At 47.0% G+C, this 26,485-nt stretch carries 21 protein-coding genes; 18 read left to right on the plus strand and 3 right to left on the minus strand.

From position 1 onward, the window contains the following. Positions 1–626 precede the first annotated feature (626 nt). A complete protein-coding gene (locus QP339_RS03680; protein ID WP_067974425.1) occupies positions 627–878 on the minus strand; it encodes a DUF896 domain-containing protein in 252 nt (83 codons plus the stop codon). Between the two features lie 169 nt (positions 879–1,047). On the opposite strand from QP339_RS03680, the gene QP339_RS03685 reads away from it, so the two are divergent. The 7 genes from QP339_RS03685 (at position 1,048) to tsaD (ending at position 7,847) form a co-directional block, all read left to right on the plus strand. Then, positions 1,048–2,478, plus strand: a complete 1,431-nt coding sequence (locus QP339_RS03685) for a biotin/lipoyl-binding protein (protein WP_284910471.1) — start codon at positions 1,048–1,050, stop codon at positions 2,476–2,478. 12 nt (positions 2,479–2,490) lie between these two features. Continuing rightward, on the plus strand, positions 2,491–3,282 hold the full coding sequence (locus tag QP339_RS03690) for an ABC transporter ATP-binding protein (RefSeq protein WP_284910472.1): 792 nt from the start codon (positions 2,491–2,493) through the stop codon (positions 3,280–3,282). Then, positions 3,283–4,503 (plus strand): ABC transporter permease, encoded by a 1,221-nt coding sequence (locus tag QP339_RS03695; protein ID WP_284910473.1) that lies wholly within the window; start codon positions 3,283–3,285, stop codon positions 4,501–4,503. Positions 4,504–5,078: 575 nt separating this feature from the next. Then, positions 5,079–5,813 carry a tRNA (adenosine(37)-N6)-threonylcarbamoyltransferase complex dimerization subunit type 1 TsaB gene (gene tsaB, locus QP339_RS03700; RefSeq protein WP_284910474.1) on the plus strand — a complete coding sequence of 245 codons (735 nt, stop codon included), beginning with the start codon at positions 5,079–5,081 and terminating at the stop codon, positions 5,811–5,813. Beyond that, positions 5,794–6,384: a ribosomal protein S18-alanine N-acetyltransferase gene (gene rimI / locus QP339_RS03705; protein WP_284910475.1), complete on the plus strand. Its 591-nt coding sequence runs from the start codon at positions 5,794–5,796 to the stop codon at positions 6,382–6,384. Before tsaB ends, rimI (QP339_RS03705) begins: the two co-directional genes overlap by 20 nt. Then, on the plus strand, positions 6,377–6,811 hold the full coding sequence (gene rimI / locus QP339_RS03710; RefSeq protein ID WP_284910476.1) for a ribosomal protein S18-alanine N-acetyltransferase: 435 nt from the start codon (positions 6,377–6,379) through the stop codon (positions 6,809–6,811). Before rimI (QP339_RS03705) ends, rimI (QP339_RS03710) begins: the two co-directional genes overlap by 8 nt. A gap of 19 nt (positions 6,812–6,830) precedes the next feature. Then, the gene (gene tsaD, locus QP339_RS03715) at positions 6,831–7,847 is read left to right on the plus strand and encodes a tRNA (adenosine(37)-N6)-threonylcarbamoyltransferase complex transferase subunit TsaD (protein WP_284910477.1); all 1,017 of its coding nucleotides are present in this window, start codon (positions 6,831–6,833) and stop codon (positions 7,845–7,847) included. Positions 7,848–7,998: 151 nt separating this feature from the next. Here tsaD and QP339_RS03720 read toward each other — a convergent pair whose 3' ends face one another. Next, entirely contained in the window at positions 7,999–9,930 is a 1,932-nt protein-coding gene (locus tag QP339_RS03720; RefSeq protein WP_284910478.1) for an ABC-F family ATP-binding cassette domain-containing protein, read from the minus strand. Positions 9,931–10,100: 170 nt separating this feature from the next. On the opposite strand from QP339_RS03720, the gene QP339_RS03725 reads away from it, so the two are divergent. Together QP339_RS03725 and QP339_RS03730 are read left to right on the plus strand one after the other, a co-directional pair. Then, positions 10,101–12,167 carry a glycoside hydrolase family 3 protein gene (locus tag QP339_RS03725; protein ID WP_284910479.1) on the plus strand — a complete coding sequence of 689 codons (2,067 nt, stop codon included), beginning with the start codon at positions 10,101–10,103 and terminating at the stop codon, positions 12,165–12,167. A gap of 78 nt (positions 12,168–12,245) precedes the next feature. Next, a complete protein-coding gene (locus QP339_RS03730; RefSeq protein ID WP_141744570.1) occupies positions 12,246–12,872 on the plus strand; it encodes a redox-sensing transcriptional repressor Rex in 627 nt (208 codons plus the stop codon). A gap of 108 nt (positions 12,873–12,980) precedes the next feature. On the opposite strand, the gene QP339_RS03735 is transcribed toward QP339_RS03730, so the two are convergent. Further along, positions 12,981–13,175, minus strand: a complete 195-nt coding sequence (locus QP339_RS03735; RefSeq protein WP_284910480.1) for a hypothetical protein — start codon at positions 13,173–13,175, stop codon at positions 12,981–12,983. Between the two features lie 249 nt (positions 13,176–13,424). Between QP339_RS03735 and QP339_RS03740 the strand changes: the two genes are divergently transcribed. The 9 genes from QP339_RS03740 to QP339_RS03780 all read left to right on the plus strand — a co-directional run bounded on the left by QP339_RS03740 (position 13,425) and on the right by QP339_RS03780 (position 26,288). Continuing rightward, entirely contained in the window at positions 13,425–13,697 is a 273-nt protein-coding gene (locus tag QP339_RS03740; RefSeq protein WP_067974468.1) for a co-chaperone GroES, read from the plus strand. Between the two features lie 61 nt (positions 13,698–13,758). Then, entirely contained in the window at positions 13,759–15,384 is a 1,626-nt protein-coding gene (gene groL, locus QP339_RS03745; protein WP_284910481.1) for a chaperonin GroEL, read from the plus strand. A 181-nt stretch (positions 15,385–15,565) separates the two neighbouring features. Further along, positions 15,566–16,117 carry an NADPH-dependent FMN reductase gene (locus QP339_RS03750; RefSeq protein WP_067974474.1) on the plus strand — a complete coding sequence of 184 codons (552 nt, stop codon included), beginning with the start codon at positions 15,566–15,568 and terminating at the stop codon, positions 16,115–16,117. A 405-nt stretch (positions 16,118–16,522) separates the two neighbouring features. Then, positions 16,523–17,932, plus strand: coding sequence for an aldehyde dehydrogenase family protein (locus QP339_RS03755; protein WP_070617197.1), 1,410 nt, complete (start codon positions 16,523–16,525; stop codon positions 17,930–17,932). Between the two features lie 368 nt (positions 17,933–18,300). Further along, positions 18,301–19,692 (plus strand): argininosuccinate lyase, encoded by a 1,392-nt coding sequence (gene argH, locus QP339_RS03760; protein ID WP_284910482.1) that lies wholly within the window; start codon positions 18,301–18,303, stop codon positions 19,690–19,692. A 323-nt stretch (positions 19,693–20,015) separates the two neighbouring features. Continuing rightward, positions 20,016–21,254: an argininosuccinate synthase gene (locus QP339_RS03765; RefSeq protein WP_284910483.1), complete on the plus strand. Its 1,239-nt coding sequence runs from the start codon at positions 20,016–20,018 to the stop codon at positions 21,252–21,254. Continuing rightward, the gene (locus tag QP339_RS03770; RefSeq protein ID WP_284910484.1) at positions 21,254–22,765 is read left to right on the plus strand and encodes an ABC transporter substrate-binding protein/permease; all 1,512 of its coding nucleotides are present in this window, start codon (positions 21,254–21,256) and stop codon (positions 22,763–22,765) included. The genes QP339_RS03765 and QP339_RS03770 overlap by 1 nt, the downstream gene beginning before the upstream one ends. A gap of 642 nt (positions 22,766–23,407) precedes the next feature. Continuing rightward, positions 23,408–24,763: a hypothetical protein gene (locus tag QP339_RS03775; protein WP_284910485.1), complete on the plus strand. Its 1,356-nt coding sequence runs from the start codon at positions 23,408–23,410 to the stop codon at positions 24,761–24,763. A 130-nt stretch (positions 24,764–24,893) separates the two neighbouring features. Further along, entirely contained in the window at positions 24,894–26,288 is a 1,395-nt protein-coding gene (locus QP339_RS03780; RefSeq protein WP_070617188.1) for a sugar transferase, read from the plus strand. Positions 26,289–26,485 lie beyond the last annotated feature (197 nt).

A 26,485-nucleotide genomic window follows, 5' to 3' on the forward strand; every position in this document is an offset into this window, starting at 1 on the left:
ATGGAAAAAACATTTCCCGTTCAGTTTTCTTGCAAGGAAAGAGGAAAAGAGGGGCATATCGCTATCTTTTCGGGTCAGCTAGCTTATAAAATTATCATCAAATGAGAACATTATTGTCTTTTATGAGGGGAGGAGACAGGGAAAATAAAATAGAAAGCGCTTTTAAAAAAGCCCTTTCATTTTGGATCGGCTTGTGCTATAATTTTTATTGAGCAGTCGAAAGATTGCATCATCCTTTCATTTTTGTTTTTTCCTTTTTCATCTTTGCCAGCTTTGGCAAAGATGTTTTTTATTATTAAAAAAGCCGAGATTAAATCCCGACTTTAGATAAAAATATATACAAGTCATGAAGGAGGCTGGGACAAAAGTTCCGGCCTCCTTTTAAATAGCAAACATTTTTCAAAAAACTGCTCCAAAAGTCAGGCCTGACATCCACTTCACGAACTATGAGAAATCGTTGGTAAACGTTTTCTCATAGTTCGCGGACAGTTGCTATAGCTGTTCGACGCGCAGCGAGTTACAGATATAGTATGCGTTAGCTGGTTCAGGCCTGATCGACTTTTGTCACACTCTCTTCTAGTGAAAAGACTTATTTCTGCTAACTTGTCCTAGTTTCTAGCAAACTTTTATTTGGATCCTGATTGATCGTTTTGCTCACCCCGGCGTTTGGCTTGGGCGTCTTTTAGTTTTTGTGGGGTGACATCGGTCCCTTCAGGATCGACCACCTTGGTGTTCATGAGGACAGACCGGAAATTTTCCCGGAATTGCTTGAGGTATTGGCTCCGTAATTTTTCTTGTTCGGCTGCTTCTTCTTTGGTAAGCGTGCCTTCTTTTTTCTTTTTGGCTAATTCGTTGATACGTGGTAGTAATTCGTCCATGCTTAAACCTCCTTGTGTAGACTTTCTTCCAATATACTGGCTCCTGTCTGAAAATGCAATTCTTTTGCTTCAAGGGGATTTTCGTGCCTTTAGCAAAATTTGGTAACGCTTAAGCCCTTAATATGGTAGAATAAAAAAAGAAAAATAATTAAGAAGATGAGGGGAAAACATGATCCATTCAAAAAAACTTTGGTGGGGACTAGCTGGCGGCTTAGCTGCGGTCTTAGTCCTCGGTGTGCTTGCTTATAATGTCTTTTATGCGGCTAACTTCGGTGAGGAAGGAAGCGATACGAGCTATGAAACGGTTAAGGTAACGGAACAGGAACCGGTGACAGTTGATGGGAAGGCGAAGTTGAAGACCGACGATGCCTATTACTATAGCCGTGAAAAAGGAGACTTGGGTATTGTGAATGTTGCTGATGGCCAGCGGGTTAACAAGGGCGATGTTCTTTTCTCCTACCAACAAGCTGAGGCCCAGTATAAGATTGACGATACCAAGCGTCAACTTAACCGCCTCTATGACCAGCGCAACCGCCTGCAGAACCAGGCAGCCAGTCCCGTGGCCAGTGTCAACCAAGCCTTCGTAGCTAGTCCCTTAGTTTCGGGCCTTGGAGCTTATGTTGCGACACCCGTGAACTTATCAGGTGCTGGCGTCAGTGAGGGACAAGCGCCAGCTGCAAGTGACCCGAATTGTCCACCAGCTGTTAGTGGTCAAGCTGGCCAAGCAGCTATCCCAGGTGCAGGTAGTGACCAGGCTGTAGCGAGTCCGGGACTAGCGGGTCAAGCAGGGCCTGAAGCGGGAGAAACAGTGCTATCTGGTCTAGAAACAGGAGGCCAAGCAGGTGGCATGGGAGATCTTCCGGCGGCTGGTGGTCAAGCTGGTGTGGATGAACAAGTTCGCCAGCTCAACCAACAGATTGAAGACTTGGAGATCCAGCTCAACCGGGCCCAAGCCCAGACTGATAACCAGGTCAAGGCGCGGACGAGCGGTAAGGTCATCTATGACGCCAAGGGGATTACAGATTCGACTGTGCCTCTGGTGCGGATTATCAGTGACGACATTTCTGTGACTGGGACCGTTGGCGAGTATGACTTCTACTTGCTCAAGGATGGACGCAAGGTAGACCTGACTGTTCCAGCTAGTGGCCAAAAGACAACGGGTGAAATCATTAGCTATGAAAACTTGCCAGCAGCTCCTGGCGAAGCCCCAAGTCTTGGTGGAGATGCAGGTGCTGCTATGGCCGGTCAGGCTGCACAGGCTGCTGGGCAAGGAGGCGAGAGTCAATATCCGTTCACTGTTAAAGCTAAAGACAAGATCCAACCAGGCTTTAGCACTAAAGTTCACTTCAAATTACCTGGCTTTGTCCTCCCTAAAGAAGCCATTATAGAGGACAAGGGTAAGTCTTATGTCTTTGTCTACCGCGATGGCAAGGTTAAAAAAGTCGAAGTCACGACTGCCAAGCAAGGCCGCCAAGAAGTGGTAACCAAGAATATCAAGGCAGGTGACGAGGTCATTAAGAATCCTGAAGGCCTCCAAGATGGCCAAGAAATCGAATTGGCTGAATCAGCAGACAAAGCTGAAGCAGAAAGTAAAAACTAGGAGGCAGGGGCCATGGTAATTGAACAATCCAACCTTGGCCAGGCATTAGACCAGGCCGAGCCTTTATTTGAACTCAAAAATATCAACAAGTATTACGGCGAAGGAGAGAACCGTGTCCATGTCCTGAAAGATGTGAACTTATCCGTCTATGACGGGGAATTTATTACCGTCATGGGGCCCTCTGGATCGGGGAAGTCCACTTTGATTAATGTGATTGGTTTTTTGGATAACCAATTCGAAGGCTCCTATCTCTTTCATAATGAGCCGCTTAAGCAGCGGACGGACCAGGAAGTCTCGCATTTGCGCAATAGCTATGTGGGCTTTATCTTCCAGAGCTTTAACTTAATCCAAAATATGACGGTCGCCGATAACGTTCGGCTGCCCCTGCTCTATAGTGGCTTGAGAACCGGACAGACCCATGAACGGGTCCAAGAAGCCTTGGAACGGGTAGGTTTAGGAGACAAGGGCAAGTCCAAACCCTATGAGTTATCGGGTGGTCAGCGCCAGCGGGTGGCCATTGCTCGTGCCCTGGTTAACCGACCCAAATTTATCATCGCGGATGAACCGACCGGGGCCTTGGATACCAAGACCTCGCGGATGATTATGGATATCATTTCTTCTCTCCACCGCCAGGAAGGGGTAACCATCCTGATGGTCACCCACGATCCGACCCTCCAGGAATATGCGGACCGTCACATTACTATTGTGGATGGGGCTATTCATTCAGATGGAACAGATGTCATCATGCCCCAAGCCTACGAACAATTAATGGCAGGCGGCGTTCCAGCGGAAGGAGGGGACTAGATGCGTTTTAGCGAAATATTAAAGTCATCCCTGGCGACCATGCGGATGAACGGACGCCGGACCTTCCTGACCATGATTGGCATTGTCATCGGGATTGCCGCGGTTATTACCATCATGAGTCTAGGGAATGGTTTTCAAAAAGAAACGATGGATTCCCTGACGGATGATAAGGAAGGCCGGGTGAGCCAGAATTTACTCTTCCAACCGACTGATCAGAACTTCGATGCCTCGAAGACCAAGGTCTACACCCCACAAGATATCCAATTGGTCGAAGATTTCGAGGGGGTCATCGAGGCCAAGGTTGACGATGAAGACAATGGTATGCCGACCAATGTGACGGTTAAAATAGGCAAAGAGACCAAGTCCCAACCGGTCCGGCCTTTTAAGGAAACATCTGATAACTTGGTCGCTGGCCGTAATTTGAATCCGAGTGATTCAGAAAGTTATGCTCGCAATGCCCTTATCAGTCAGAACTTGGCTGAAAAATATTTTGGTCAGGCAAAGGAAGCTGTGGATAAGAATCTCAACATTAATGGTAAGAACTTTACGATTGTGGGTGTCTTTGACAGTCAGGGACCAGCCACGAATGAGAGCGTTGGCGCCTTCTCGATCAGCACTGGACCTGAAATCAAGATGCCAGAGAAGACCATGGAGATCTATAATCTGATTGATCGTGGCAGCCTGTCCCTCAAGGTTTATTTTGAGGAGGGGGTTGACTCCAAGAAGATTATGGATGACATTGTCGATAAGCTAAATTCAGAAGGCAGCAAGATGCAGAAGGGCCAGTACATGTTCTTCGATATGTCTAAGATGCTGGAAGGAGTCGGGGATACTTTGAATATGGTGACCTACTTCATCTCGGCTGTTGCCGGAATTTCCCTCTTGATTGCAGGGGTTGGGGTCATGAATATGATGTATATTTCAGTCTCTGAACGGACCCAAGAAATCGGTATCCGCCGCTCACTCGGAGCCACCCAGTCCAATATCCAAAAACAATTCCTCTTTGAAGGCATTGCCATCACCACAGTAGGGGGCGTGGTTGGCTACATCCTCGGTATCCTCCTGGCCCACCTCATCGCCAGTTTCCTACCCTTCGGCGCCTCCGTCGACTTTGGCACCGCCTTATTAGCCGTACTAATCTCTGTCCTCATCGGTATCGTCTTCAGCGTCTTCCCAGCCCGGGCCGCCGCCCAGAAGAACGTCGTTGATATTTTAAGGTAGGGTGTGAGCAAGAGCGCTTAGCTTTGGATGCTTGGAGTAAGCTGGAATAAGAGCAAGCCCTGCTTGCACGTTTCCAACTTGTGAAATCATTCCAAGCCTGCCAAGTCGAGCCCGACTACCCAGGGGCAGAGCAAGACCTAAAAAATAACTTCCAACGAACAGGCTAGCAAGCATAGGTTTTCTTGCTAGCTTGTTTTTATTATTAGAAAATTTTTTTAAAACGAGCAAGTTGCGAATAAGGGTCCGATTAGCAAGTTGCGGCAGTTGAACTTGCGAAGACAGGTCCAATTAGCAAGTTCGTGGCTGGCTACTTGCGAACAGGGCTCTCGATAGCAAGTTCGCCTTCACCCACTTGCGAATGACCTCTTCAATAGCAAGTAGCCGTTGAGGAACCTGCAAACAAGGCCTCCGTTAGCAAGTTGACCACCCAGTTCTTATAAAATAAGCTTTTACCAATAGAGGATTGCTCTAAAGTTCAAACCAGCTTTTCCTAAGAGCGTCTCTGCACATTGTTCAGGGGCCGGATATTTGCTACAATAAGAGCTGTGAATAGTCAAATTAGAGAGGGTGCTAAGATGCGTTTTTTAGCGATTGATAGTGCGACGCTATCCCTGAGCCTGGCCCTGCTTGAGGACCAGACCCTGATCAGCGAGATAACCACCAATACCAAAATCAAACATTCGACCCAGCTCCTGCCCCTGATCCAGACCATGATGGAGACAGTAGCTTGGCGACCTGAGGACTTGGAAGGAATTATTATTTCCAAGGGACCTGGCTCCTATACAGGACTTCGGATCGGGGTCACAGCAGCCAAGGTCCTGGCTTCCACCTTGGGGATTCCCCTATATTCCGTGCCTAGCCTTCTTGCCCTGGCTGCCAATGTTCGAGCCCAAAAAGCTTTGGTCTTGCCCTTCTTCGATGCCCGCCGGCAGACGGTTTTTGCGGCGGCTTACTTGAAGGATGGACAGGCTTGGACAGCTCTCGAAGAAGTTAAACACGGTGCTTTTTCTGACTGGCTGGCTGCTTGGGAAGACCGCTTAGATGACTATGACCAGGTTTACTTTATCAGCCCGGACCTGGCTAGCTATGAGGAGGACTTGGCGCCTATTTTATTCCGGCACGACCATTGTCACTTAGCAGCGCCGGAAGATCGGTTGATCTATGCTCACAAGATGGCCCAACTGCCTCTGACTTTAGAAGATGTGGATACCTTCCTGCCCGATTATGCCAAATTGGCTGAAGCAGAAGAAAACTGGCGGGAGAAAAACCCCGGTCATGATGGGGAAAATTATGTTGAAAGAGCAGATTAACCAATACTTTAGCTGGCTAGGCCACTTATTTAGGGCGCCCCAAGCCGACTTGTTGGACCGTATTGAAGTCCGGCAAGAAGAGCTGGTTCTGGCTTCTGGTTTAGCTTTCAGCCTGCGTCTATCCGACCAGACGGCCTTGAAGCAGATGGTTGACTTGGAAAAATTAGCTTATGGCAAGGTCATGTGGGGGATGAAGGATTTCTACCGGGACATGGTGGGGCGGCCGGATACTTTTTATCTCCAGGCCTTTTCCCATGGTATTCTCTTGGCTTTTATTGCTTGCCGGGAAGAGTCTGACCATCTCCATGTGTCTAATTTCATGGTGGCCCCTAGTTGCCAGGGCCAAGGTTTAGGTAGCTACTTATTGGAAGAAGCGAAGCATTTGGCCCAACAAGTTGGCCTCCAAGAAATTCAATTGGAGGTCCGCCAATCCAATAGGCAGGCCCAAGCTTTTTACCGGGCGCGGGGCTTTCAACGCTTGAAGACTCGGCACTTTTATTATCACGATAACCGTGAACACGCCGACTTGCTGGTCTGGTGCTTTGAGGAGGCTGACTCCAAACATGATTAAACGACTAGAGGCAGGGGTGGGACAAGAGCTTTGGATGGTTTTGGAAGCTGCTTATCCCCAGCCGCCGACTTGGACCGTTGAAGCCCTCGACCGCTTTCTCAGTCGCCCCCATGCCCAGGTTTTTGCCTATTATGAAGAAGAAACTTTACTTGCCTTGGCTCAGTTTCAGTTCTTAGCGGGTGAAGCTGAACTGCTGAATCTAGCGGTTTTGCCTGACTTTCAGCGGAAAGGCTTGGGAGAGACCCTCCTAAGAGAAGCAATCAGCCAATTGAAGGCCCTAGGGTTGGATCGTATGTTTTTAGAGGTGCGCGCAAGCAATCGCTCAGCCCAGGCCCTCTACCAGAAACTGGGCTTCGACCGGCTAGCAGTCCGTTCCAACTATTACCAGGATGGGGAAGATGCCTGGATTTATTGTTTATTAGTCTAAAGATAGAAAAGGTGAGAAGATGTCAGTAACCCTATTAGCGATTGAATCGAGTTGTGATGAGACTGGGGCTGCTATTATTCGTGACGGCAAGGACTGTCTGGCTAATATCGTAGCCACCCAGGTCAAAAGTCACATGCGCTTTGGTGGGGTGGTTCCTGAAATTGCCAGCCGCCACCATGTGGAACAAATTACACAAATTGTTGACCTAGCCTTTGAAGAAGCTGCTTTGACTTGGGAGGAAATTGACGGGATTGCGGTGACCAAGGGACCGGGTTTGGTGGGCTCTCTCTTAATTGGGATTACCGCAGCCAAGGCCCTAGCTTTTGCCCATGACAAGCCCTTGATTGGTGTCAACCATATTGCGGGCCATATCTACGCCAATCAACTGGTCCAAGCCATGGACTTTCCCCTGCTTGCCTTGGTGGTGAGTGGTGGGCATACGGAATTGGTTTATATGCCAGAAGATGGTGTCTTTGAGAAGTTTGGAGATACCCGTGATGATGCAGTCGGGGAGGCTTATGATAAGGTGGGGCGCTTGCTTGACCTGCCTTATCCGGGTGGCAAGCGGATGGATGAATTGGCCCAGGAAGGCCGCGATACTTATGCCTATCCCCGTCCCATGCTCGATGAAGATAATTTTGATTTCAGCTTTAGTGGGCTGAAATCGGCCGTTATTAACCACCTTCACAATGCTGACCAACGCGGGGAAAAGCTTGTTAAAGAAGATGTGGCGGCTTCCTTCCAAGCGGCTGCAGTTGAGGTTCTCGTTGAAAAAACCTGCCGGGCCCTGGATGAATATCCTGTTAAGCAGCTCTTAGTGGCTGGTGGGGTGGCGGCTAACAGTGGCTTGCGCCGCGAGCTCCAAGCGGCTCTAGCTGATCGCCATCCAGAAGTGACCCTTTACTTCCCGCCCCTCAAATATTGTGGCGATAATGCAGCCATGATTGGTGCGGCAGCCTATAGCCTCTACCAAAAAGCTGCCTTCGCTGATTTGAGCTTGGATGCTGTGCCAGGCTTGGATATTGGCGATTCTTAAAAAAATAGAACTAAAAACCACTCTCTTTACTCTTAGCCGAGTGAAGAGAGTGGTTTTATTTTGTATCTTGTTAATAGTGTAATCAAAGGGCCTACTTGCTTTCTGGTTCCCTGTTTGCTAGCTTGTCTCTTTAGGCTCAAGTCTCATTTGCCTACAATTGACTGAGCAAGTCTTCCCATTGGCCCATAAGTTCTTGGTGCTGGGCCTTGAGGGGTTCGAGTTGGGCGTTGAGCTCGAGGATTTGGGCGTTGTCTTGGTAGACTTCGGGTTTGGCCATTTCCTGCTCGATGGCTTGGATTTGTTCTTCGATTTGGGTGATTTCTTCTTCGCATTGGTCGACGAGACGCTGTTGGCGGCGTTGCTCGCGTTGTTTTTGTTTATTTTCTTCGTAGCTGAGCTTGCCTGAAGACTTCTCTTCGACTTTTTGGGCTGGGTCTTGACCAGTGTCTTGGGCGGCTTGCCGGGCTTCTTCTTCGGCCTTTTTGGCGAGGTAGTAGTCATAGTCGCCCAAGTAGAGCCTGCTGCCTTCTGCTGAGATTTCGAGCACTTCGGTAGCTAGGCGGTTGATGAAGTAGCGGTCGTGGCTGACAAAAAGCAGGGTGCCATCATAATCGATCAGGGCATTCTCTAGGACTTCTTTGGAGTCAATATCCAAGTGGTTGGTGGGTTCGTCAAGGACCAGGAAGTTGTCATGGTCTAAGGCGAGTTTGGCTAGTTCCAAGCGGGCTTTTTCGCCCCCGCTGAGGCCATGGACGGGCTTCTCAACATCACTTCCGCTAAAAAGGAAGCTCCCCAATATGGTCCGGATATCTTGCTCATTCATGCTAGGGTGGTCATCCCAGAGTTCGTGGAGGACGTCCTTTTTGGAGTTGAGATTGCCCAGCTCTTGGTCGTAGTAGCCTAGGCTCACATTGGTTCCAAGTTGGTAGTCGCCCTTTAATGGTGGGATTTGTCCCGTAATGGTTTTGAGCAGGGTAGACTTGCCGACGCCATTTGGGCCGACAATGGCCAGGGCCTTCTGTTTGCGTAAATCGATATTAATCGGATAGGACAGGCAAGCGTCGTAACCGATAGCCAGGTCATCGACCGTGAGAACGACATTACCGCTCGACTTTTCTGTAGAGAATTGGATACGGGCTGAGCGTTCGTCCTGTTGGGGCCGGTCCAGCTTGTCCATTCGTTCCAGTTGTTTGCGTCGGCTCTGGGCCATTTTGGTAGTGGAGGCACGGACCAGGTTGCGGGCAATATAGTCTTCTAACTTATGAATTTCTTTTTGTTGCTTCTCATAGGCCTTCATCTGGGTTTCCAGACGGACCGCTTTTTCCTTCAAGTAGAAGCTATAATTTCCGGCATAGTGTTCGATGCCGTGGTGGGTCATCTCATAAGTTTCATTGCTGACATGGTCGAGGAAGTAGCGGTCGTGGCTGACGATCAAGAGGGCTCCGGGATACTTGGGCAGGTAGCCTTCCAACCAGTTGAGGGTATCGATATCCAGGTGGTTGGTTGGTTCGTCTAGGATCAGGATGTCCCGCTTCTCTAGGAGCACCTTGGCCAGGGCCAGCCGGGTCCGCTGCCCACCGGACATCTGTGAAATAGGCTGGTCGTACATGTCTTCGGGGAAGCGGAAGCCGTGGAGGACCATACGGATCTCTGAATCATAGCTATAGGCATTGCGCTGGTTGATTTCTTCTTGGATTTGGTCATAGGTCTTCAGCGCTTGTTCATAGCGGTTAGGGTCTTGGATGACAGCTTCATCGGCCAGGACCATGGCTGCTTCATTAGCCTGGTCAATCAAGGCCAAGTCTTCTGCAAAGACGCTCTTCATCTCTTCATAGACTGTCCGTTCGCTGTTGACAGCAGAGTGTTGGTCCATATAGGCAATCCGGGTTCCCTTGCGTTGGGAGACGGTACCTTGGTCTGGACTCTCAATGCCCGCTAGGATCTTCAGTAGGGTCGATTTACCGGTACCGTTTCTACCGACTAGACCAATGCGACTGTTATCTTGAACTGTAATTTGAATGTCTTCAAAAAGGGTCTCAGCCCCAAAATGTCGGGCTAAATTGGAACCTTGTAAAAGAATCATTGTCTAGCCTCCTTCTAAAATACTATTCCTAGTTTAGCATAATTCTGCCATAGGGACGACTAACAAAATTTCGCTTAGATTGTGAAAAGCTTTGCAAAAATGACTTTATCCCTTAAAATAGACTTATGGTGTGCATAAAATAACTGAAATGAATATGAAGGAGCGATTCAATGGAACAAAGAAAATTAGTGAGCCGTCACTTAGAAGAAGTTGAAGTCGATGGCTTACGCTTCAAAGACCATAATAAAGATGGTCGAGTCAATCCTTATGAAGACTGGCGACTGAGTCCAGAAGAGCGAGCTAAGGACTTAGTCGGGCGGATGAATCTCCGCGAAAAAGCCGGTATGATGGTACTTATCGACAAGCCCATGGGAATTTCAGCTGAAGAAGGTGAACCAACCAGCCATGATGGGGTCATCAATGAAGCCGATAAGGAAATCCAGTATCCCCATCCTAAGCACGAGTATCCGACTTCGACGCTTTTGGAAGACTTCCAAATCCGGCATATTATCTTAAGAGAGAATGCCGAGCCGGAAGAGATCGTGACCTGGGTCAATACTATGCAGGAGATGGTCGAGGAAAGTCGCTTAGGGATTCCCTTAGTGGTTTTGTCTAACTCCAAGAACGAAAATAACGAAGCCGCTTTTAATGCAGAATCAGCGATTGGGCGCTTTACCCAATTTCCTGGTACCCTGGGTCTGGCGGCGACTCGCAATATGCCTTTGATCAAGGCCTTTGCTGAAATTGGTAAGCAAGAATTCTGGCACAACAATATCCGCAAGGGTTATATGTATATGGTAGATACCGCGACGGACCCCCGCTGGTTTAGGACTTCGGGAACCTTTGGCGAGAATCCGGAACAGATTTCAGAAATTGCTGAAACGATTATTCCTGTCTACCAAGGAGAGGACTTAGATGACCAGGGCGTTGCCCTCACCATCAAGCACTTCCCAGGTGGTGGTGCACGGGAGAATGGCTTCGACCCTCACTATGAAGAAGGGAAGTTTAATGTTTACCCAACTCCTAATAGTTTAGAGACCTACCACTTACCACCCTTCAAGGCAGCTATTAAGCACCAACCAAGCTCGATCATGCCTTACTATGCGATTCCTAGCCAGGAAAAATCCAACCTGCCCCAAGAACCCTTCCAAGCAGGTTTTGAAGAGGATGTTGCTTTTGCTTACAACCGCCAATTCCTCCAAGAGCTCTTGCGTGATGACCTAGGCTTTAAGGGCTATATCAACTCAGATACAGGGGTCTTGGATGCTTGTGCCTGGGGTGTTGAAGACCTAACTAAGCCGGAGCGGGTAGCTAAGATGCTCAAGGCGGGGACGAATATTGTCTCTGGGACCACAGAGGTTGAAGCCTTTGAGGAAGCCATGACCCAGGGCTTGGTCGACGAAGAGACAGTGAATGCCCGTTTGGAAGGCACTTTGAAGGAGCTTTTTGCTCTCGGCTTATTCGAGAATCCTTACCAAGATACTGACCAGGCAGAAGCTATCACCAATACGGAAGATAGCCGCGAGATAGCCTATCAGGCCCACCAGGAATCGGTGGTTCTCTTGAAGAATGACCAAGAGCTCTTGCCTTTGACTGAGGACAAGTTAGCGGGCAAAAAAGTTTATGCGGAAATCTTTACCAAGGTCTATAATGAAGAGGAAATGGCCAGCCGCCGCAAGCAAGGAATCTTCGGTAATACCGATGAACTGAACCAAGAATTACCAGAGCAGATTCGCAAGGCCTTCCCACAGATTGACCTGGTGACGGACTACCACGAAGCGGATATTGCCTTACTCTTCTTAGAACCAATCTCGGGTTCTTACTTCGAAGCCACTTCAGGCTATCTGGACTTACAGATCCACCAAGCAACCAACGTGGACCTCGACCGGGTGAAGGCCATCCAAGCAGCGGTTGACCATACGATTATTAACGTTAACCTCGACTTGCCATTTATCTTGGAAAATATTGAGCCTTTAGCTGATGCCTTAACTGCCAGCTTCAATAGCTTTATCCAGGCCATCATTGATGTCTATACAGGGGCCTGCCCTGCCAAGGGGAAACTGCCTCTCACTCTACCTGCCAATGATGACGTGATTGCGGTTAATGATGAAGGCATTTGTGCCTCACCAAATGATGTACCAGGCTACGATAAGGACAAGTATATGGACCGCGCTTATGCCTATCAAGATAGTGCGGGAAATAGCTACACTTATGGCTTCGGCTTAAGTTTAAATTAAAGTTTTAGATTTGCTCCAAAGTCGAAATCCTGGTAAAATATTCCTATTCTATTTTTCACAATTGAACAAACAGGGGGGATTCTAGTGAAAAAGATACCAAAGGCAACAGCTAAACGCTTATCAATCTACTATCGATGCTTGAAGAATTTCAAGGCAATGGGGATGGACCGTGTCTCTTCCGAACAGATTTCTGATGCGGTAAAAGTGGACAGTGCCACCATCCGACGTGATTTTTCTTATTTTGGGACTTTAGGCAAACGGGGCTATGGTTATGAAATTGATCATTTAATTGAATTTTTCAGCCGACTACTGAGCCAAGACCAGCTCACCATGGTCGCTCTGATCGGTGTGGGGAATTTGGGGAATGCCTTAATTTCTTATAATTTTAAGCAGTCAAACAATGTTCATATTAATGCCGCTTTTGATATTGACCCAGATAAGGTGGGGAAGATTCATGAGGGGGTTCCGATTTATAGTATGGACGAGTTAGTTGATCAATTGGAAGCGCGCCAGATCGATATCGTGATCTTGGCTGTACCAGGTCAGGCTGCTCAGAGTGTGGTGCCACAGCTTGAAGAAGCTGGCGTCAAAGGCATTTTGAATTTTTCGGCCAGCCGACTTAATGTTCCTAAAGATATTTTTGTCCAAACAGTTGACTTAGCTAATGAATTACAAACGCTGATCTACTACGTGACCAACCACTAAGGAGAAAAACTTTCTAGCCTAAAACGATCAAAAAAGTGCCTCAAAGGAGCCAAGTAGCTCTCTTTGGGGCACTTTTTGATTAATGGCTTTTAAGCCGACTTATCTGGTTTATAGATTTTTGATTCTCTGGTAGGCTCGAATTAATTGGATACTTTGGAAGATATCGTGACTTGCTAAGAGAATATTAATGAAGGGAAGGAAGGACCAACCGTTTTCACTGACTATCGAAATAGCCAGGGAGAGGAAGAGGCCAGCCAGGATGATTTTTAGCACAATATTCATGACTAGTGATTGTAAAGACATAGCAACACTCCTTTTTAATCTTGCATCGTAATATGTAATGTAACGAAAATATGGCTAAAAGACAAGTGAGATCAGCTATTTTGACGGAAAAATTTAAAGAAAGGCTAAAAGGTCAAAAAAAGTCAACAAAAGACTTGCATTCTAAAATAAAATGTTTTAAGATAATAAATGTAAGTTAGCACTTGAAAGTTGTGAGTGCTAACGATAAAAAGTGAATTGTTTTTTGGAACTGATGGAGGAATGTGAATTATGTTAAAACCTTTAAATGAACGTGTGATTGTTCAGCTTGAAGAACAAGAAGAAAAAACAACGTCTGGTATTATACTACCATCTGCAGCCCAAGAAAAATCCCAAGTGGGACGTGTTATTGCAGTTGCAGATGAAACAGAAGATTTCACAAGTCCAGTTAAGAAAGATGACCTTGTCTTATTTGAAAAATATGCCGGCAATGAAGTGGAATATGCTGGTGAAAAATACCTCATCTTAAAGGCGAAAGATATTGTCGCTGTCATTGAAGACTAGATCAAAAATTAAATTTAAAGATTGAATCATTACTTGTGTATCGAGAGGAGCATGAATTTTAATGGCAAAAGATATTAAATTTTCAGAAGATGCCCGTCAAGCTTTAGTGCGCGGTGTAGACAAGTTAGCGAATACGGTGAAGATTACCTTGGGGCCTAAGGGACGTAACGTTGTCCTCGAACAAAGCTATGGTTCACCATTGATCACTAATGATGGGGTAACCATTGCTAAAGATATCGAATTAGAAGACCACTTCGAAAACATGGGGGCTAAATTAGTCGCTGAAGTAGCTTCTAAGACCAATGATGTAGCTGGTGACGGAACCACTACTGCAACAATCCTAACCCAAGCGATTGTTCGTGAAGGCTTGAAGAATGTGACCGCTGGTGCTAACCCTGTCGGCGTTCGCCGCGGGATTGACGAAGCAATCCGGACAGCTGTTGAAGGCTTGAAGGAAAACTCTGTTCCAGTGGAATCTCAAGATGCCATTGCTAACGTTGCCGCTATCTCATCAGGTGACCAAGAAGTCGGCAAGTTAATTGCTGAAGCTATGGGCAAGGTTGGCGAAGATGGTGTGATTACCATTGAAGACTCTAAGTCTATCGATACGACCTTAGACGTGGTTGAAGGGATGGAATTCGACCGCGGTTACCTCTCCCAATATATGGTAACAGACAATGAAAAAATGGAAGCCAGCTTGGAAAATCCTTACATTCTCTTAACAGACCGTAAGATTTCAAATATCCAAGATATCCTTCCTCTCCTTGAACAAATCTTACAACAAGGTAGCCCACTGCTCTTAATTGCTGATGATGTGGATGGGGAAGCTCTTCCAACCCTAGTACTGAACAAATTACGCGGGACCATGAATGTGGTTGCTGTTAAAGCACCAGGTTTCGGCGACCGTCGTAAAGAAATGCTAGAAGACTTAGCTGTCCTAACGGGTGGTCAAGTGATCTCTGAAGATCTCGGCTTAGAATTGAAAGACGCAACCATCAACCATTTAGGTAAGGCTGGTAGCGTTACTGTAACCAAGGACCACACCACAGTTGTTGAAGGTGGCGGCAATAAGGAACAATTAGAACAACGTATTGCCTTAATCCGTAAACAAATCGAAGAAAGCACATCTGACTATGACCGTGAAAAACTCCAAGAACGCTTAGCTAAATTAGCTGGTGGGGTAGCCGTTGTTAAAGTCGGTGCCGCAACTGAATCTGAACAAAAAGAACGTAAACTCCGCATTGAAGATGCCTTAAATGCAACCCGTGCAGCAGTTGAAGAAGGTATCGTTGCTGGTGGGGGTACTGCTCTCATGAACGTTCAAGATAAAGTTGAAAAAGCAACAGAAGCGCTGGAAGGTGACGCTGCCACAGGTGCACGTATCGTGGCACGCGCCTTGGAAGAACCTCTCCGCCAAATTGTTGAAAATGCTGGCTTAGAAGGCTCAGTTATTGTGGAACGCCTCCGTTCTAAAGACCTAGGTATTGGTTTCAATGCCCAAAACAATGAATGGGTAGATATGATTGAAGCTGGGATTGTTGACCCAACTAAGGTAACGCGTTCAGCCCTACAAAATGCTGGCTCAGTTGCAGGCCTTATCCTCTCAACAGAAAGTGTTGTTGCGGATAAACCAGAACCAGAAGCACCAGCAGTTGACCCAAGTGCTATGGCTGGCGGCATGTACTAAGCCGCTGATTAAAGAAGAAGCAAGAACTCTCAGAAGGGGGTTCTTGTTTTTTACTTATAACTACAAATACCAAAAACTTTTCGAGTCGTTTGGCTTGAAATTTCGAAACTGAACTATTATCATAGAAGTATAAGATAAATTATTAAGTCAAAAGTATAAAAGAAAGAAGGAGATTTATTTTATGGCAAAATATGGTGTAGTTTTAGGTTCAATCCGTAAGAATTCATTTTCTGAAGCAATTGCAAAAGGATTAGTGGCAGGTTTACCAAGTGACGCTGAAGTGACCTTTATCGAAACGGCTGACCTTCCACTCTATAGCCAAGACTATGATGAAGCAGCTGAACAACCTGCTGAATATACACGTTTCCGTGATGAAGTGCGCGCTCAAGATGCTATTATCTTCGTCACACCTGAACACAACCGTAGCATTCCAGCGAGCTTGAAGAATGCGATCGACTTAGGTTCTCGTCCATATGGTTCAAGCGTTTGGGAAGGCAAGCCAGCTCTTGTTGCCTCACAATCACCAGCAGGTATCGGTGGCGCTATCGCTAACCATACCCTCCGTCAATCTTTAGTCTTCTTAGATATGCCTGTTATGCAACAACCTGAACTTTACATTGGGAACTCTGCTGACTACATCGGTGAAAACGGTGAAATTACAGCAGAAGATACCAAAGAATTCTTAGCAAGTGCTGGTAAAGCCTTCGCTGAATTCGCAGGAAAATTTATCTAAGCTAAGTTTCAATTCAGACTTCAAGAGGCTGAGACAGATGTCCCAGCCTCTTTTTAAATAGCGAACTTTTTTCAAAAACATGCTCCAAAAGTCTGGCCTGACATCCACTTCATGCAGGGTGTGAGGGCTGGCGGGAGAAATAGACCTCTGGAGCAAAGATCCAGAGAAGACTGAAGGTCTTCGGCGAATCTTTGTGAAGAAGACCTATTTCTGCCAGTCTGAACCCGACTACGAACTATTTGGAAATCGTTTACCAACGATTTCCCATAGTTCGCTCCACTGGTTCAGGCTTGATCGACTTTTGTCACACTCTCTTCTTGGACCCCTCTGACTTGAATTCTCTAGTCGGATACTTGATAATGGGAAGTGTAAACCCTTAACAGCAAGCTGAAGGAGGCTTTTTTGATGAAGACCTATCAAAACTATATTAACGGTGAATGGGTAGACAGCAAGTCTGGTCAATATACCGATGTCATTAATCCAACAAGTGAAGAAGTGATTGCTCAAGTTCCAACTAGTAATGCTGAAGATGTGGACGACGCTGTGGCTGCAGCTAAGGCTGCTTTTCCGTCTTGGAATGGCTTAGCTGTAGATGAACGCAAGGGCTATTTAGAGAAGGTGCTTGAAGGCCTTAAAGCGCATAAGGAAGAATTAGTCGATATTGTGGTTGAAGAGATGGGCGCCAGCAAGGCTTTTTCCCGAGATAACCAGGTGCGCAAATCGATCGGGGAATTGGAAGGAAGTCTCAAGGCCTTGGACCGCTTCAACTTTGAAGAACGTTACGATACGGCGACTGTTATTAAAGAAGGATCGGGAGTGGTTGCCTGCATTACGCCATGGAATTATCCCTTGAACCAGATCCAACGTAAGCTCACTCCAGCCCTCTTGACAGGGAACACGATCGTGGTCAAACCAGCCTCAGATACGCCCCTCACAGCCATTAAATTCATGGAAATTATTGAAGAAGCTGGCCTACCTAAAGGGGTCGTTAACTTGATCACCGGGCGGGGGAGTGAAGCTGGAGACCTTCTCGCTGGCCATGAGGATGTGGCTATCATTTCCTTTACCGGGTCAACCGAAGTCGGCCGCGGCCTCTACGATAAAGCGAGTGGTAGTATCAAGCGCCTCGTCCTTGAACTCGGCGGTAAGTCTGCTCTCATTGCCCTCAAAGGTGGCGATAAGGAACTCGCTGTGGCTAAGTCAATGAATACTGTGCTCGATAACCAAGGGCAGACCTGTGCAGCCTTGACCCGGCTCTTTGTCCCAGAAGATGAATTGGAAGACTATAAGACGGCTATCAAAGCCTTCTACGACAAAGAAGTGGTCCTCGGTGACCCAGCCGATGAAGCAACTAAAGTTGGCCCTATGGTTTCCGCTAAGCAAAAAGAAACCGTTGAAGACTATATCAAAAAAGGCAAGGCAGAAGGTGCTGAAGTCTTGGTAGGCGGAGGAAAAGTAGACCGGACAGGCTACTATGTGGATCCGACAGTCTTTGTCAATGTGACCAATGACATGACCATCGCCCAGGAAGAAATCTTTGGCCCGGTCCTCTGTGTGCTGACCTATACCGACACAGAAGACGCCATCAAACAAGCCAATGACTCCCCTTATGGCCTCTCTGGTGCTGTCGTTGGGCCAGAAGAAGAAGCCAAGGCAGTGGCTCGCCAATTGCGGACAGGTAACGTCTTCGTCAACGATAATCCAGGTAGCGATCAAGCACCATTCGGCGGCTACAAAATGTCCGGCTTAGGTCGCGAAAAAGGCTACTACGGCCTAGAAGACTACGTCGAAATCAAAGCCATCTTTGAAAAATAAAGGGTGTGAGGGCTGGCGTTTAGCTTTCGTTCACTGGAGCAAGTCACCAGAGCAGTCTGAAGGACTGCGGCGGGGGCTTGTGAAGTGACACGAAAGCTGCCAGACCGAATCCGACTATAAGGGTGTGAGAAGATGCGGTAGAAAGGGACCTCTGGCTCTTTGTGAAGAGGAGCCCTTTCTGCATCCTTGAACCCCTTCCATCCCAAGGCTCCAACTGAAGTAGAAGTTGGGGCCTTTTTATAATGGTTTTTCATTAGTAGCTGCTGACAAATAGGATTCTTTAAGCAGCTTTTCTCTATCAATCTTGCACCTGGGACGAACTTTGTTTATGATTAAACATATGACTTAAAAAGAATGGAGTGGCAAAGATGGCAATTTGGTCGAATGACTTTCATGACGCGATGTCAGAAGCGGCTTATCAATTCAATCAATCAATTCAAGTGGATGACAGACTGTTGGATGCTGACCTGCAGGGTTCAATGGCCCACGCAAAGATGTTGGGGGCCCAAGGAATTATTGAGGAAGCGGAAGCAGAGGCGCTCTACCAGGAATTGGGGCAGATGCGAGAAGACTACCGTGACGGCAAGCTAGCCATTGACTATGAGGAAGAAGATGTCCATAGTTTTATTGAAGCGGAACTGACCCGGCGCTTAGGGGATACAGGTAAGAAGGTTCACACCGGCCGCAGTCGGAACGACCAGGTTGCCACCGCCTTGAAGATCTATGTTCGGGATGAGATTGAAGTCCTCTGTGGCCTCTTGGAGGATGCCATGCTGGGCTTTGCTAAGAAGGCCCTCCAGCATACGGAAAGCATCATGCCGGGCTATACCCACTTGCAGCGGGCCCAACCCATTACTTATGGCCACTATTTGATGGCCTATGCGGAAATGCTTTTGCGGGACTATGGCCGTTTGCAGGATGTGGGTAAGCGGATTGATTTAACCATGCCACTGGGGGCTGGTGCCTTGGCGACCTCTTCTTTCCCCTTGAATCGCGATTTAACGACGGAACTCTTGGACTTCTTGACCCCATCGGCCAATAGTTTGGATGCAGTGTCTGACCGTGACTATAGTATTGAGATGCTGAGTGCCCTGTCGATTCTGGCCATGCACCTCAGCCGGTATGCGGAAGAGACGATTTTTTGGGCCAGTCAGGAGTTCCATTTCATTCACCTGAAAGATTCCTTCTCCACCGGCTCATCCATTATGCCCCAGAAGAAGAATGCCGATATCCATGAATTGATGCGCGGAAAGACGGGGCGGGTCTATGGCGATTTGATTAACGTGCTTACCCTGATGAAGGGCCTCCCTCTCGCTTATAACAAGGATATGCAGGAAGAAAAAGAAGCCCTCTTCGACGCTATCGATACCATGAAGATGATGGTGAGTCTCCTACCTGCCATGTTGGAAGCAACGGTTGTGGATGTAGATGCCATGTATGCCGCTTGTGGTCAAGGTTTCTTGAATGCGACAGACTGTGCTGATTATTTAGCTGCTAAGGGAATGCCCTTCCGTGATGCCTACCAAATCACCGGGAATATCCTTCAATACTGTAGCGAAAAGAACCTAACCCTGGAGGATCTCTCCTTGGAAGATTATAAGCGCTATGCGGATGACTTTGAAGCAGATATCTTTGATGCAATCGACTTGAAGGCCTGTGTCTACCGGCGTAATGTTCTGGGTGGACCAGCTCCTGAACGGGTGGAAGAACATGCCCAAGCCCTCTGCCAGGCCCTTGAGCCCTCCCAGACTAAGTCCTAAAATAAAATCCTAAAGTTCAGTTGACATTTGATTCAGCCGTGATATAATAACAGTTAAATTAAAGTACTCTCATAAAAGAGATGCGGAAGAGTAGCAAAGTCCCTGAGTAAAGCGAGCAGGTGGTGGTGGAAGGCCTGTCTGAAGACTCTGTGAAGCGCGCCGCATAAGCTCGACTAGATAAGATAAACTAGTTCGTGTCCGAGCGTTAATCGGCTAGAGATGTTGGCTTTGCCAGCAAGTAGAGTGGTACCGTGGATGCTTATTAACTCCGCCTCTTCAATTGGGAAGAGGCGTTTTTTTTTATATTTAAGGAGGAGTTTATTATGGCAGAGAAGGAAGTAAAGAAAGTATTAATGGCCTATTCAGGGGGCTTGGATACCTCCGTAATTATTCCTTGGATTAAGGAAACTTATGGGGCTGACGTTGAAGTGATCGGAATGACCGCCAATGTCGGCCAAGAAGAAGACTATGAATATTTAAAGAAGAAAGCTGTCAATTGTGGGGCTTCTAAATTATATGTCGAAGACCTCCGCGAAGAATTTATTACAGATTATATCTATCCTGCCATGCGGGCTGGGGCTAAGTATGAAGGCAAGTATCTCTTAGGGACCGCCTATGCCCGTCCACTAATTGCCAAGCGGATGATTGAAATCGCCCATGAAGAAGGCTGCGATACCATCGTCCATGGCTGTACCGGTAAGGGGAATGACCAAGTGCGTTTCGAGCTCGGCTTGCGTGAATTCGATCCAACTATTCAAATTATTGCCCCATGGCGGATCTGGGATATTCAATCCCGGGAAGACGCTTTTGACTATGCAGAAGCGCATAACGTTCCGCTACCGATTACCCGTGAGACGAACTACTCTAAGGATGAAAACCTCTGGCACCTCTCCCATGAAGGCTTGGACTTGGAAGATCCTAGCCAGCAACCTAAACTAGATGATATCTTAGAATTAGGGGTGTCACCTCAACAGGCGCCAGACGAGAGCACCTATGTGACCATCGATTTTGAAGCAGGAAACCCTGTCGCTGTGGATGGTGAAAAATTGGATCCCATCGCCTTAGTTGAAAAATTAAACGAACTCGGCGGGGCAAATGGGATTGGCATCCTCGATATTGTTGAAAACCGTCTCGTCGGGATGAAGTCTCGGGGCGTTTATGAAACACCAGGTGGCCACATCATCTACCATGCCCATGAAAAATTGGAAGAATTATGTTTAGACCGCGACAGCTTACAGTTTAAACAGATCCTTGCCCATAAATACGCGGAATTAGTGTATAATGGCTTGTGGAATTCACCTCTACGCAAGGCCCTCCAACAGTTTGTGGATGAAACCCAAAAACACGTCACTGGCCAAGTCAAGTTAGAGCTTTACAAGGGCAATGTGATTGATGCGGGAACTACCAGCCCTTACTCTCTTTATAATGAAGAACTGGCAACCTTTGACGAAGATGATATCTACAACCAAAATGATGCGGAAGGTTTCATTAAGCTCTTCGGCCTGCCACAAACTGCCCGGGTGCTTGCTGAAAAAGAATGGAAAAAGGACGGCAAAATTTAATGAAAAAACTAGTTAAATATAGCCTGCAGCTCCTAATGGTCTTTCTCCTCGCCTTTAGTCCACTACTGGCTGGAGCAGGGGCCTTGGTCCAAGCGGCAGAAGACCAGTCGCAAACTTCAGGGCAAGTAGCAGGCAACGACCAATTACTTGATGAAATTAAGAAGCGGGGCGTCATTAAGCTAGGCGTCAGCCCCGACTATCCACCCTTTGAGTTCTTGACCCGTGAAGGTGGCGAGAACAAAACGAAGGGGATCGATATTTCCCTAGCGGAAAAGATCGCTGATGATCTTGGGGTTAAACTGGAAATCGTGAATATGGAATTTTCCAGTCTGATGTCTTCCTTAGAGACTGGTGCCATTGATATGATTATCTCAGGGATGACTTATACGGAGGAACGGGATAAGTCCGTAGACTTCACCAAACCCTACGAGAATGCTGGCCAATCCCTTGTTATCCGCAAAGACGATACGGACAGACTCAAAGATAAGGATAGTTTCGTAGAAGGAACGGTTGTGGGGGTCCAACAGGGATCGTACCAAGAAGACCTGGCCAAGGCCTACATGCCTAAAGCCAAGCTCCTTACCATGCAACAGGTTCCTGACCTGCTCAGTGCCCTAGGAACCAAGCAAGTGGATGGGGTCTTAGTCGATGAGATTATGGCCCGGACTGCGACCAAGGGCAATGACCAGTTGACTTATGTCGATGCCAAAGTCCCACGGGAAGAAAATGACGGCAAGGCAGTTGTGATTCCTGAGAACCAACCGAGCCTAGGGGAAGCCATCAACCACACTATTGATGAAGTGGTTGAACAAGATTTGGTTAACCAATGGGCGGACGAAGCTGCGGACCAATTAGCTGCTACCGACAATGTGGATTGGATGCAGTATTGGCCTTTCTTCTGGGACGGTATTAAGACAACCCTCTTAATCTCCATTCTCTCGATTGTCTTCGGGATGATTCTGGGTTCGCTCCTTGCCGTGATGCGGATTTCTAACTTGAAATTTCTCTCTGGCATTGCAGGAGCCTATGTCGAATTTGTTCGGGGGACACCTCTGATGATCCAAGTTCTCTTTATCTTCCTAGGGGTTGGGGGCTTGCTCGGTATTAGCCCATTGCTGGCTGGTTTGATCGCTGTTTCTCTCAACTCAGGAGCCTATATTTGTGAGATTATCCGTGGTGGTCTCCAGTCCGTTCCTAAAGGCCAGGCCGAAGCTGCTCGGTCTCTCGGTTTGGACTACAAGACGACTCTCCGGAAGATTATCTTCCCACAATCCCTGCGCTCAATCTGGCCTTCACTGGGGAACGAATTTGTTACCTTAATTAAGGAATCGTCTATCGTGTCCACTATCGGCGTGGCAGAGTTGACCTTCCAAACACGTGCGGTGACCAGCCAGACCTACCAAGGCATTATCCCACTCTTTATCTCTATGGTGATCTACTTCATTATCACCTATGCCTTAACCAAGCTCCTCAACCATTACGAAAAACAAATGAACGCGAAATATAATTAAAGGGTGAGAGGGAGCGCGGGTAGAAGTGGACCTCTGGAGCAAAGACACGGAGAAGACTGCAAGTCTTCGGCAGGTCTTTGTGAAGAGGAGCCACTTCTGTGTGACCAAACCCGACTAAGAATGGTGTGAAGGCTAGCGGGAGAAATAGACCTCTGGAGCCAGAAGCCAGAGAAGGCTGGAAGCCTTCGACGGATTTTGGTGAAGAGGAGCTATTTCTGCTAGCCTGAACCCGACTAAAGGGTGTGAGCAAAGGCGTTCAGAAAGGGATGACTGGAGGCAAAGAGGATAAGAGCGGCTTTAGCCGGTCGTTCCACTTTGCTGAAGTCACTTCCTTTCTGCCTTTGCGAACCCGACTAGAAAGGGTGAGGGCAAGAGCGTTTAGCTTTGGATGCTTGGAGCAAGTTGGGATAAAGGCAAGCCATGCTTGCACGTTCCCAACTTGCGAAAGCACTCCCAAGCTGCTCTTGTGAACCCGACTAAAAAACTGGGCTTTGTCCCAGTTTTTTGCTATTTACAGTCACTTGACTTGTTAACTTCTTTAAAAATTGGTTACAAATTGGGAATACTTTTGCATTGAAAAATGAAACATGCTATCGTAGTGTAGATATAATATTGCGATAAATATTAACGGAGGAGATTGACTTGAAGAAGAATAAGAAGAAAAAGTTCAATTGGCAAAGAGTTCTAGTTGTCGCTGTATCTCTCTTCTTGATTGGGGGCGTGGGCGTCTATGCCGCCTTGCAGCAGGAACCTGTTCAAACCGCTATTGAAGACCACAAGGAGAGTGGGGCAGAGAAAGCTGTCGCCGATCTCTACTTTGATGAAGCAAAGATGTTCTTAGCTGAGGATATTAGTCAAGAAGATATCGAAGCGGCTAAAGAAGATGTAGCTAATTTGAAGGATGAAGAAGGGATTAAGGGGCAATTACAAGGTGATTTGGAAGATGTCCAAAATCGCTATGATGTCCAAAATGCGACCAACAATCTCTTTGAAAAGACCAAGGATAAGCAGCCGCTCAATGGGGCAACCTTACAAAAATGGGTCATTATCAAGGACGGTTTGAAGAAGGCTGATGTTGATAAGGTTAAAAACCAACATAAAGCTGCCTTGGAATCTAAGGAAGATGGGCTCTACGGGACGCTAGCTGACCTTGTGAAGACAGCTGAAGAACAAGCTGACAAGTTTGAGAAATTTACTAAGACCTTAAACGACCTGAAATCTGATAAGTCTTTAAAACAAGAAGACTTACAAAAAGAATTGGATAAGTTGCGTGAGGAAGCTGAGAAGGAAGAAAATCCTTATGTGACCGCCAAGATGTTAGACATGATCAGTCAAGTAGATGAAGACTTAACGGAACGGATTAGCCAAGCTGAAATTGACCAAGCCCGCAAGTCTGGTGCTTCACAAGATCAAATTAAGAAGTTAGAAGAAGAAGCTAAGAAGGCCCAAGACCAAGCTCGTGAACGGAGCGACCGTCTCCAAAAACAAGCGAATGAAGCGCGCCAACAAGCGACCCAATCTAACCGCAACCAAAGTCAAAATGTGGGCAACCGGGGCAGTCAACGTGTGACCCCGCCAAGCTCTCGTCCAGCTTCTAATAACAATAACGCAAACAACAATAATAATCGTCAAAATCAAAACAACAATAACGACAAGAAGGATGACAAGAAAGCAGAAAACAGCAAAGCATCAAATAACCAACAAAACAATGCCAGCTCTAACAATAATGCAGGTAAGAAAGAAGAAGCGAAGCCAAGTACTGACTCTTCCGCTGTCTCTTCGAAACCGCTGAACGAAAATCAAGGTTCAGCTAATCCATCGACAGCACCTTCTTCTTCCGCTTCTCAAGGGGGCGCGACTACGCCACAAACGCCACCAGAAGGCCAACCGGAAGCACCAGCTCCTAATGATACACCAGCTAATACTGGCTCAAATGCTGGGGCTGACCAAGGCGGAGCAGCTAGTGGCGGGAGCCCAGAAGCAGGCGCTGCTAGCTAAGTTGAATCTTTAATAATTTGAAAATATTTGATAAATAGCTGCTTGAACTATGGGAATTATGCTAAGATACCATATAGTAGAACAGCTTGAGGGGCGGTTTGAACCGTCCCTTTTTCTTAGGAGGATCATTATGCAAAGAAACGGCGAATGGACCAATTGGTATCGGGTCATTATTGGGGCAACTGAGGCCCTGATCTTACTGATATCTTATTTTATTTCATTCTTTATCCGCTATGGCCGTTACGTTCCCTTGCGCAATTTCCAGGCTTTCCAGGGGGCGATTCCGTGGATTTTAATTATCTTTATTGTCTTTAACTTATTGTTCGGGATCTATGTTCTCTACAATAAGTCCAAGGGGGATATCTTCTTTATTACGCTGATTATTCAAGCCCTATTGGCTGTGGTTGCCATGGTCTTGAGTTTCGTGGGGCGTTGGTTTGCTTTTCCACGTTCGGTTATTTTGATTGACTTTTTTGTGTCAACCCTCTTGATCTATGCCTTCCGGGCTCTAGTCTTTAGTATGTACCGCCGCTATGCCAGCAATAAGCGAGTGATGATTGTTGGTGAAGAAGAGGAAGTCTTTCCTGCTATCTTCAATTTCAAATCATCCAAGTCCACCCGCCATATTGTAACCCATGTGGTGATCGACCACTACTATGATAATGTGAAGGCCCGCTTGGATGAATTCGATATTGTTTACCTAGCCTCACAGATCGAAGAAGAGGAAAAACTCCGCCTCTATTCTCTCCTGATGGCGGAAGATAAAAAGCTCTTCCTTAATTCTAAGTTTGAAAACTTAGTCATGGTCAACCCTAATATCATGAACTTTGAGGATGAGTCGATTATTGAAACCTCTGACTTCAAGATTCCGGCAGATCAGGCCCTGATCAAGCGGCTCTTGGATATTATTGTTTCTCTTGTTCTTTTGATCATTGCTTCCCCGATCATGCTGGTAACGGCCCTCTTGGTGAAGCTCACCTCTAAAGGCCCCGTCTTTTACCGGCAGACACGGATCACCAAGGGCAATCGTGAATTTGAAATCTATAAGTTCCGGACGATGACAGCGACTGCGGAGGACAGCACGGGACCTGTGATTGCAACCAAGAATGATGCAAGGATCACAGGAATCGGCAAGTACCTGCGCTCCCTGCGCATCGATGAACTGCCTCAATTATTCAATATCTTGAATGGGGACATGTCATTGGTTGGGCCACGTCCCGAACGTCCCTTCTTTGTTGAGCAATTCCAAGAACAAAACCCTCACTATTACCTCCGCCATAATGTCCCAGCTGGCCTGACAGGTTATGCCCAAGTTTATGGCAAGTATGCGACGGACTTTAACAGTAAGCTCAACTTTGACTTGATCTATATCAAGACCTATTCCATTATCCTAGACTTCAAGATCCTATTACAGACGATCAAAATTCTCTTCGACAAGGTCTCCTCTTCCGGAGTAGACGAAGAAAGCAAACAAGTCGTTGACCGCGAAGCCATCAAAAAAATGAACATACAAGTCATTGACTAAACAGGGTGAGAGCAAGAGCGCTTAGACTTGAATGATTGGAGGCGCATCGAATAAGACTGACGCTAGTCAGACGTTTCGATGCGCTGAAATCACTTCAAGTCTGCTCTTGTGAACCCGACTACAGGGTGAGAGCAAGAGCGCTTAGACTTGAATGATTGGAGGCGCATCGAATAAGACTGACGCTAGTCAGACGTTTC

This window comes from Aerococcus sp. UMB7834 (genome assembly GCF_030215145.1).
GTDB lineage: Bacteria > Bacillota > Bacilli > Lactobacillales > Aerococcaceae > Aerococcus.

Coding starts and splice junctions, on each gene's coding strand:
- QP339_RS03680 (WP_067974425.1), bottom strand. CDS start 878: ATGGACGAATTACTACCACGTATCAACGAATTAGCCAAAAAGAAAAAA.
- QP339_RS03685 (WP_284910471.1), top strand. CDS start 1,048: ATGATCCATTCAAAAAAACTTTGGTGGGGACTAGCTGGCGGCTTAGCT.
- QP339_RS03690 (WP_284910472.1), top strand. CDS start 2,491: ATGGTAATTGAACAATCCAACCTTGGCCAGGCATTAGACCAGGCCGAG.
- QP339_RS03695 (WP_284910473.1), top strand. CDS start 3,283: ATGCGTTTTAGCGAAATATTAAAGTCATCCCTGGCGACCATGCGGATG.
- tsaB (WP_284910474.1), top strand. CDS start 5,079: ATGCGTTTTTTAGCGATTGATAGTGCGACGCTATCCCTGAGCCTGGCC.
- rimI (WP_284910475.1), top strand. CDS start 5,794: ATGTTGAAAGAGCAGATTAACCAATACTTTAGCTGGCTAGGCCACTTA.
- rimI (WP_284910476.1), top strand. CDS start 6,377: ATGATTAAACGACTAGAGGCAGGGGTGGGACAAGAGCTTTGGATGGTT.
- tsaD (WP_284910477.1), top strand. CDS start 6,831: ATGTCAGTAACCCTATTAGCGATTGAATCGAGTTGTGATGAGACTGGG.
- QP339_RS03720 (WP_284910478.1), bottom strand. CDS start 9,930: ATGATTCTTTTACAAGGTTCCAATTTAGCCCGACATTTTGGGGCTGAG.
- QP339_RS03725 (WP_284910479.1), top strand. CDS start 10,101: ATGGAACAAAGAAAATTAGTGAGCCGTCACTTAGAAGAAGTTGAAGTC.
- QP339_RS03735 (WP_284910480.1), bottom strand. CDS start 13,175: ATGTCTTTACAATCACTAGTCATGAATATTGTGCTAAAAATCATCCTG.
- QP339_RS03740 (WP_067974468.1), top strand. CDS start 13,425: ATGTTAAAACCTTTAAATGAACGTGTGATTGTTCAGCTTGAAGAACAA.
- groL (WP_284910481.1), top strand. CDS start 13,759: ATGGCAAAAGATATTAAATTTTCAGAAGATGCCCGTCAAGCTTTAGTG.
- QP339_RS03750 (WP_067974474.1), top strand. CDS start 15,566: ATGGCAAAATATGGTGTAGTTTTAGGTTCAATCCGTAAGAATTCATTT.
- QP339_RS03755 (WP_070617197.1), top strand. CDS start 16,523: ATGAAGACCTATCAAAACTATATTAACGGTGAATGGGTAGACAGCAAG.
- argH (WP_284910482.1), top strand. CDS start 18,301: ATGGCAATTTGGTCGAATGACTTTCATGACGCGATGTCAGAAGCGGCT.
- QP339_RS03765 (WP_284910483.1), top strand. CDS start 20,016: ATGGCAGAGAAGGAAGTAAAGAAAGTATTAATGGCCTATTCAGGGGGC.
- QP339_RS03770 (WP_284910484.1), top strand. CDS start 21,254: ATGAAAAAACTAGTTAAATATAGCCTGCAGCTCCTAATGGTCTTTCTC.
- QP339_RS03780 (WP_070617188.1), top strand. CDS start 24,894: ATGCAAAGAAACGGCGAATGGACCAATTGGTATCGGGTCATTATTGGG.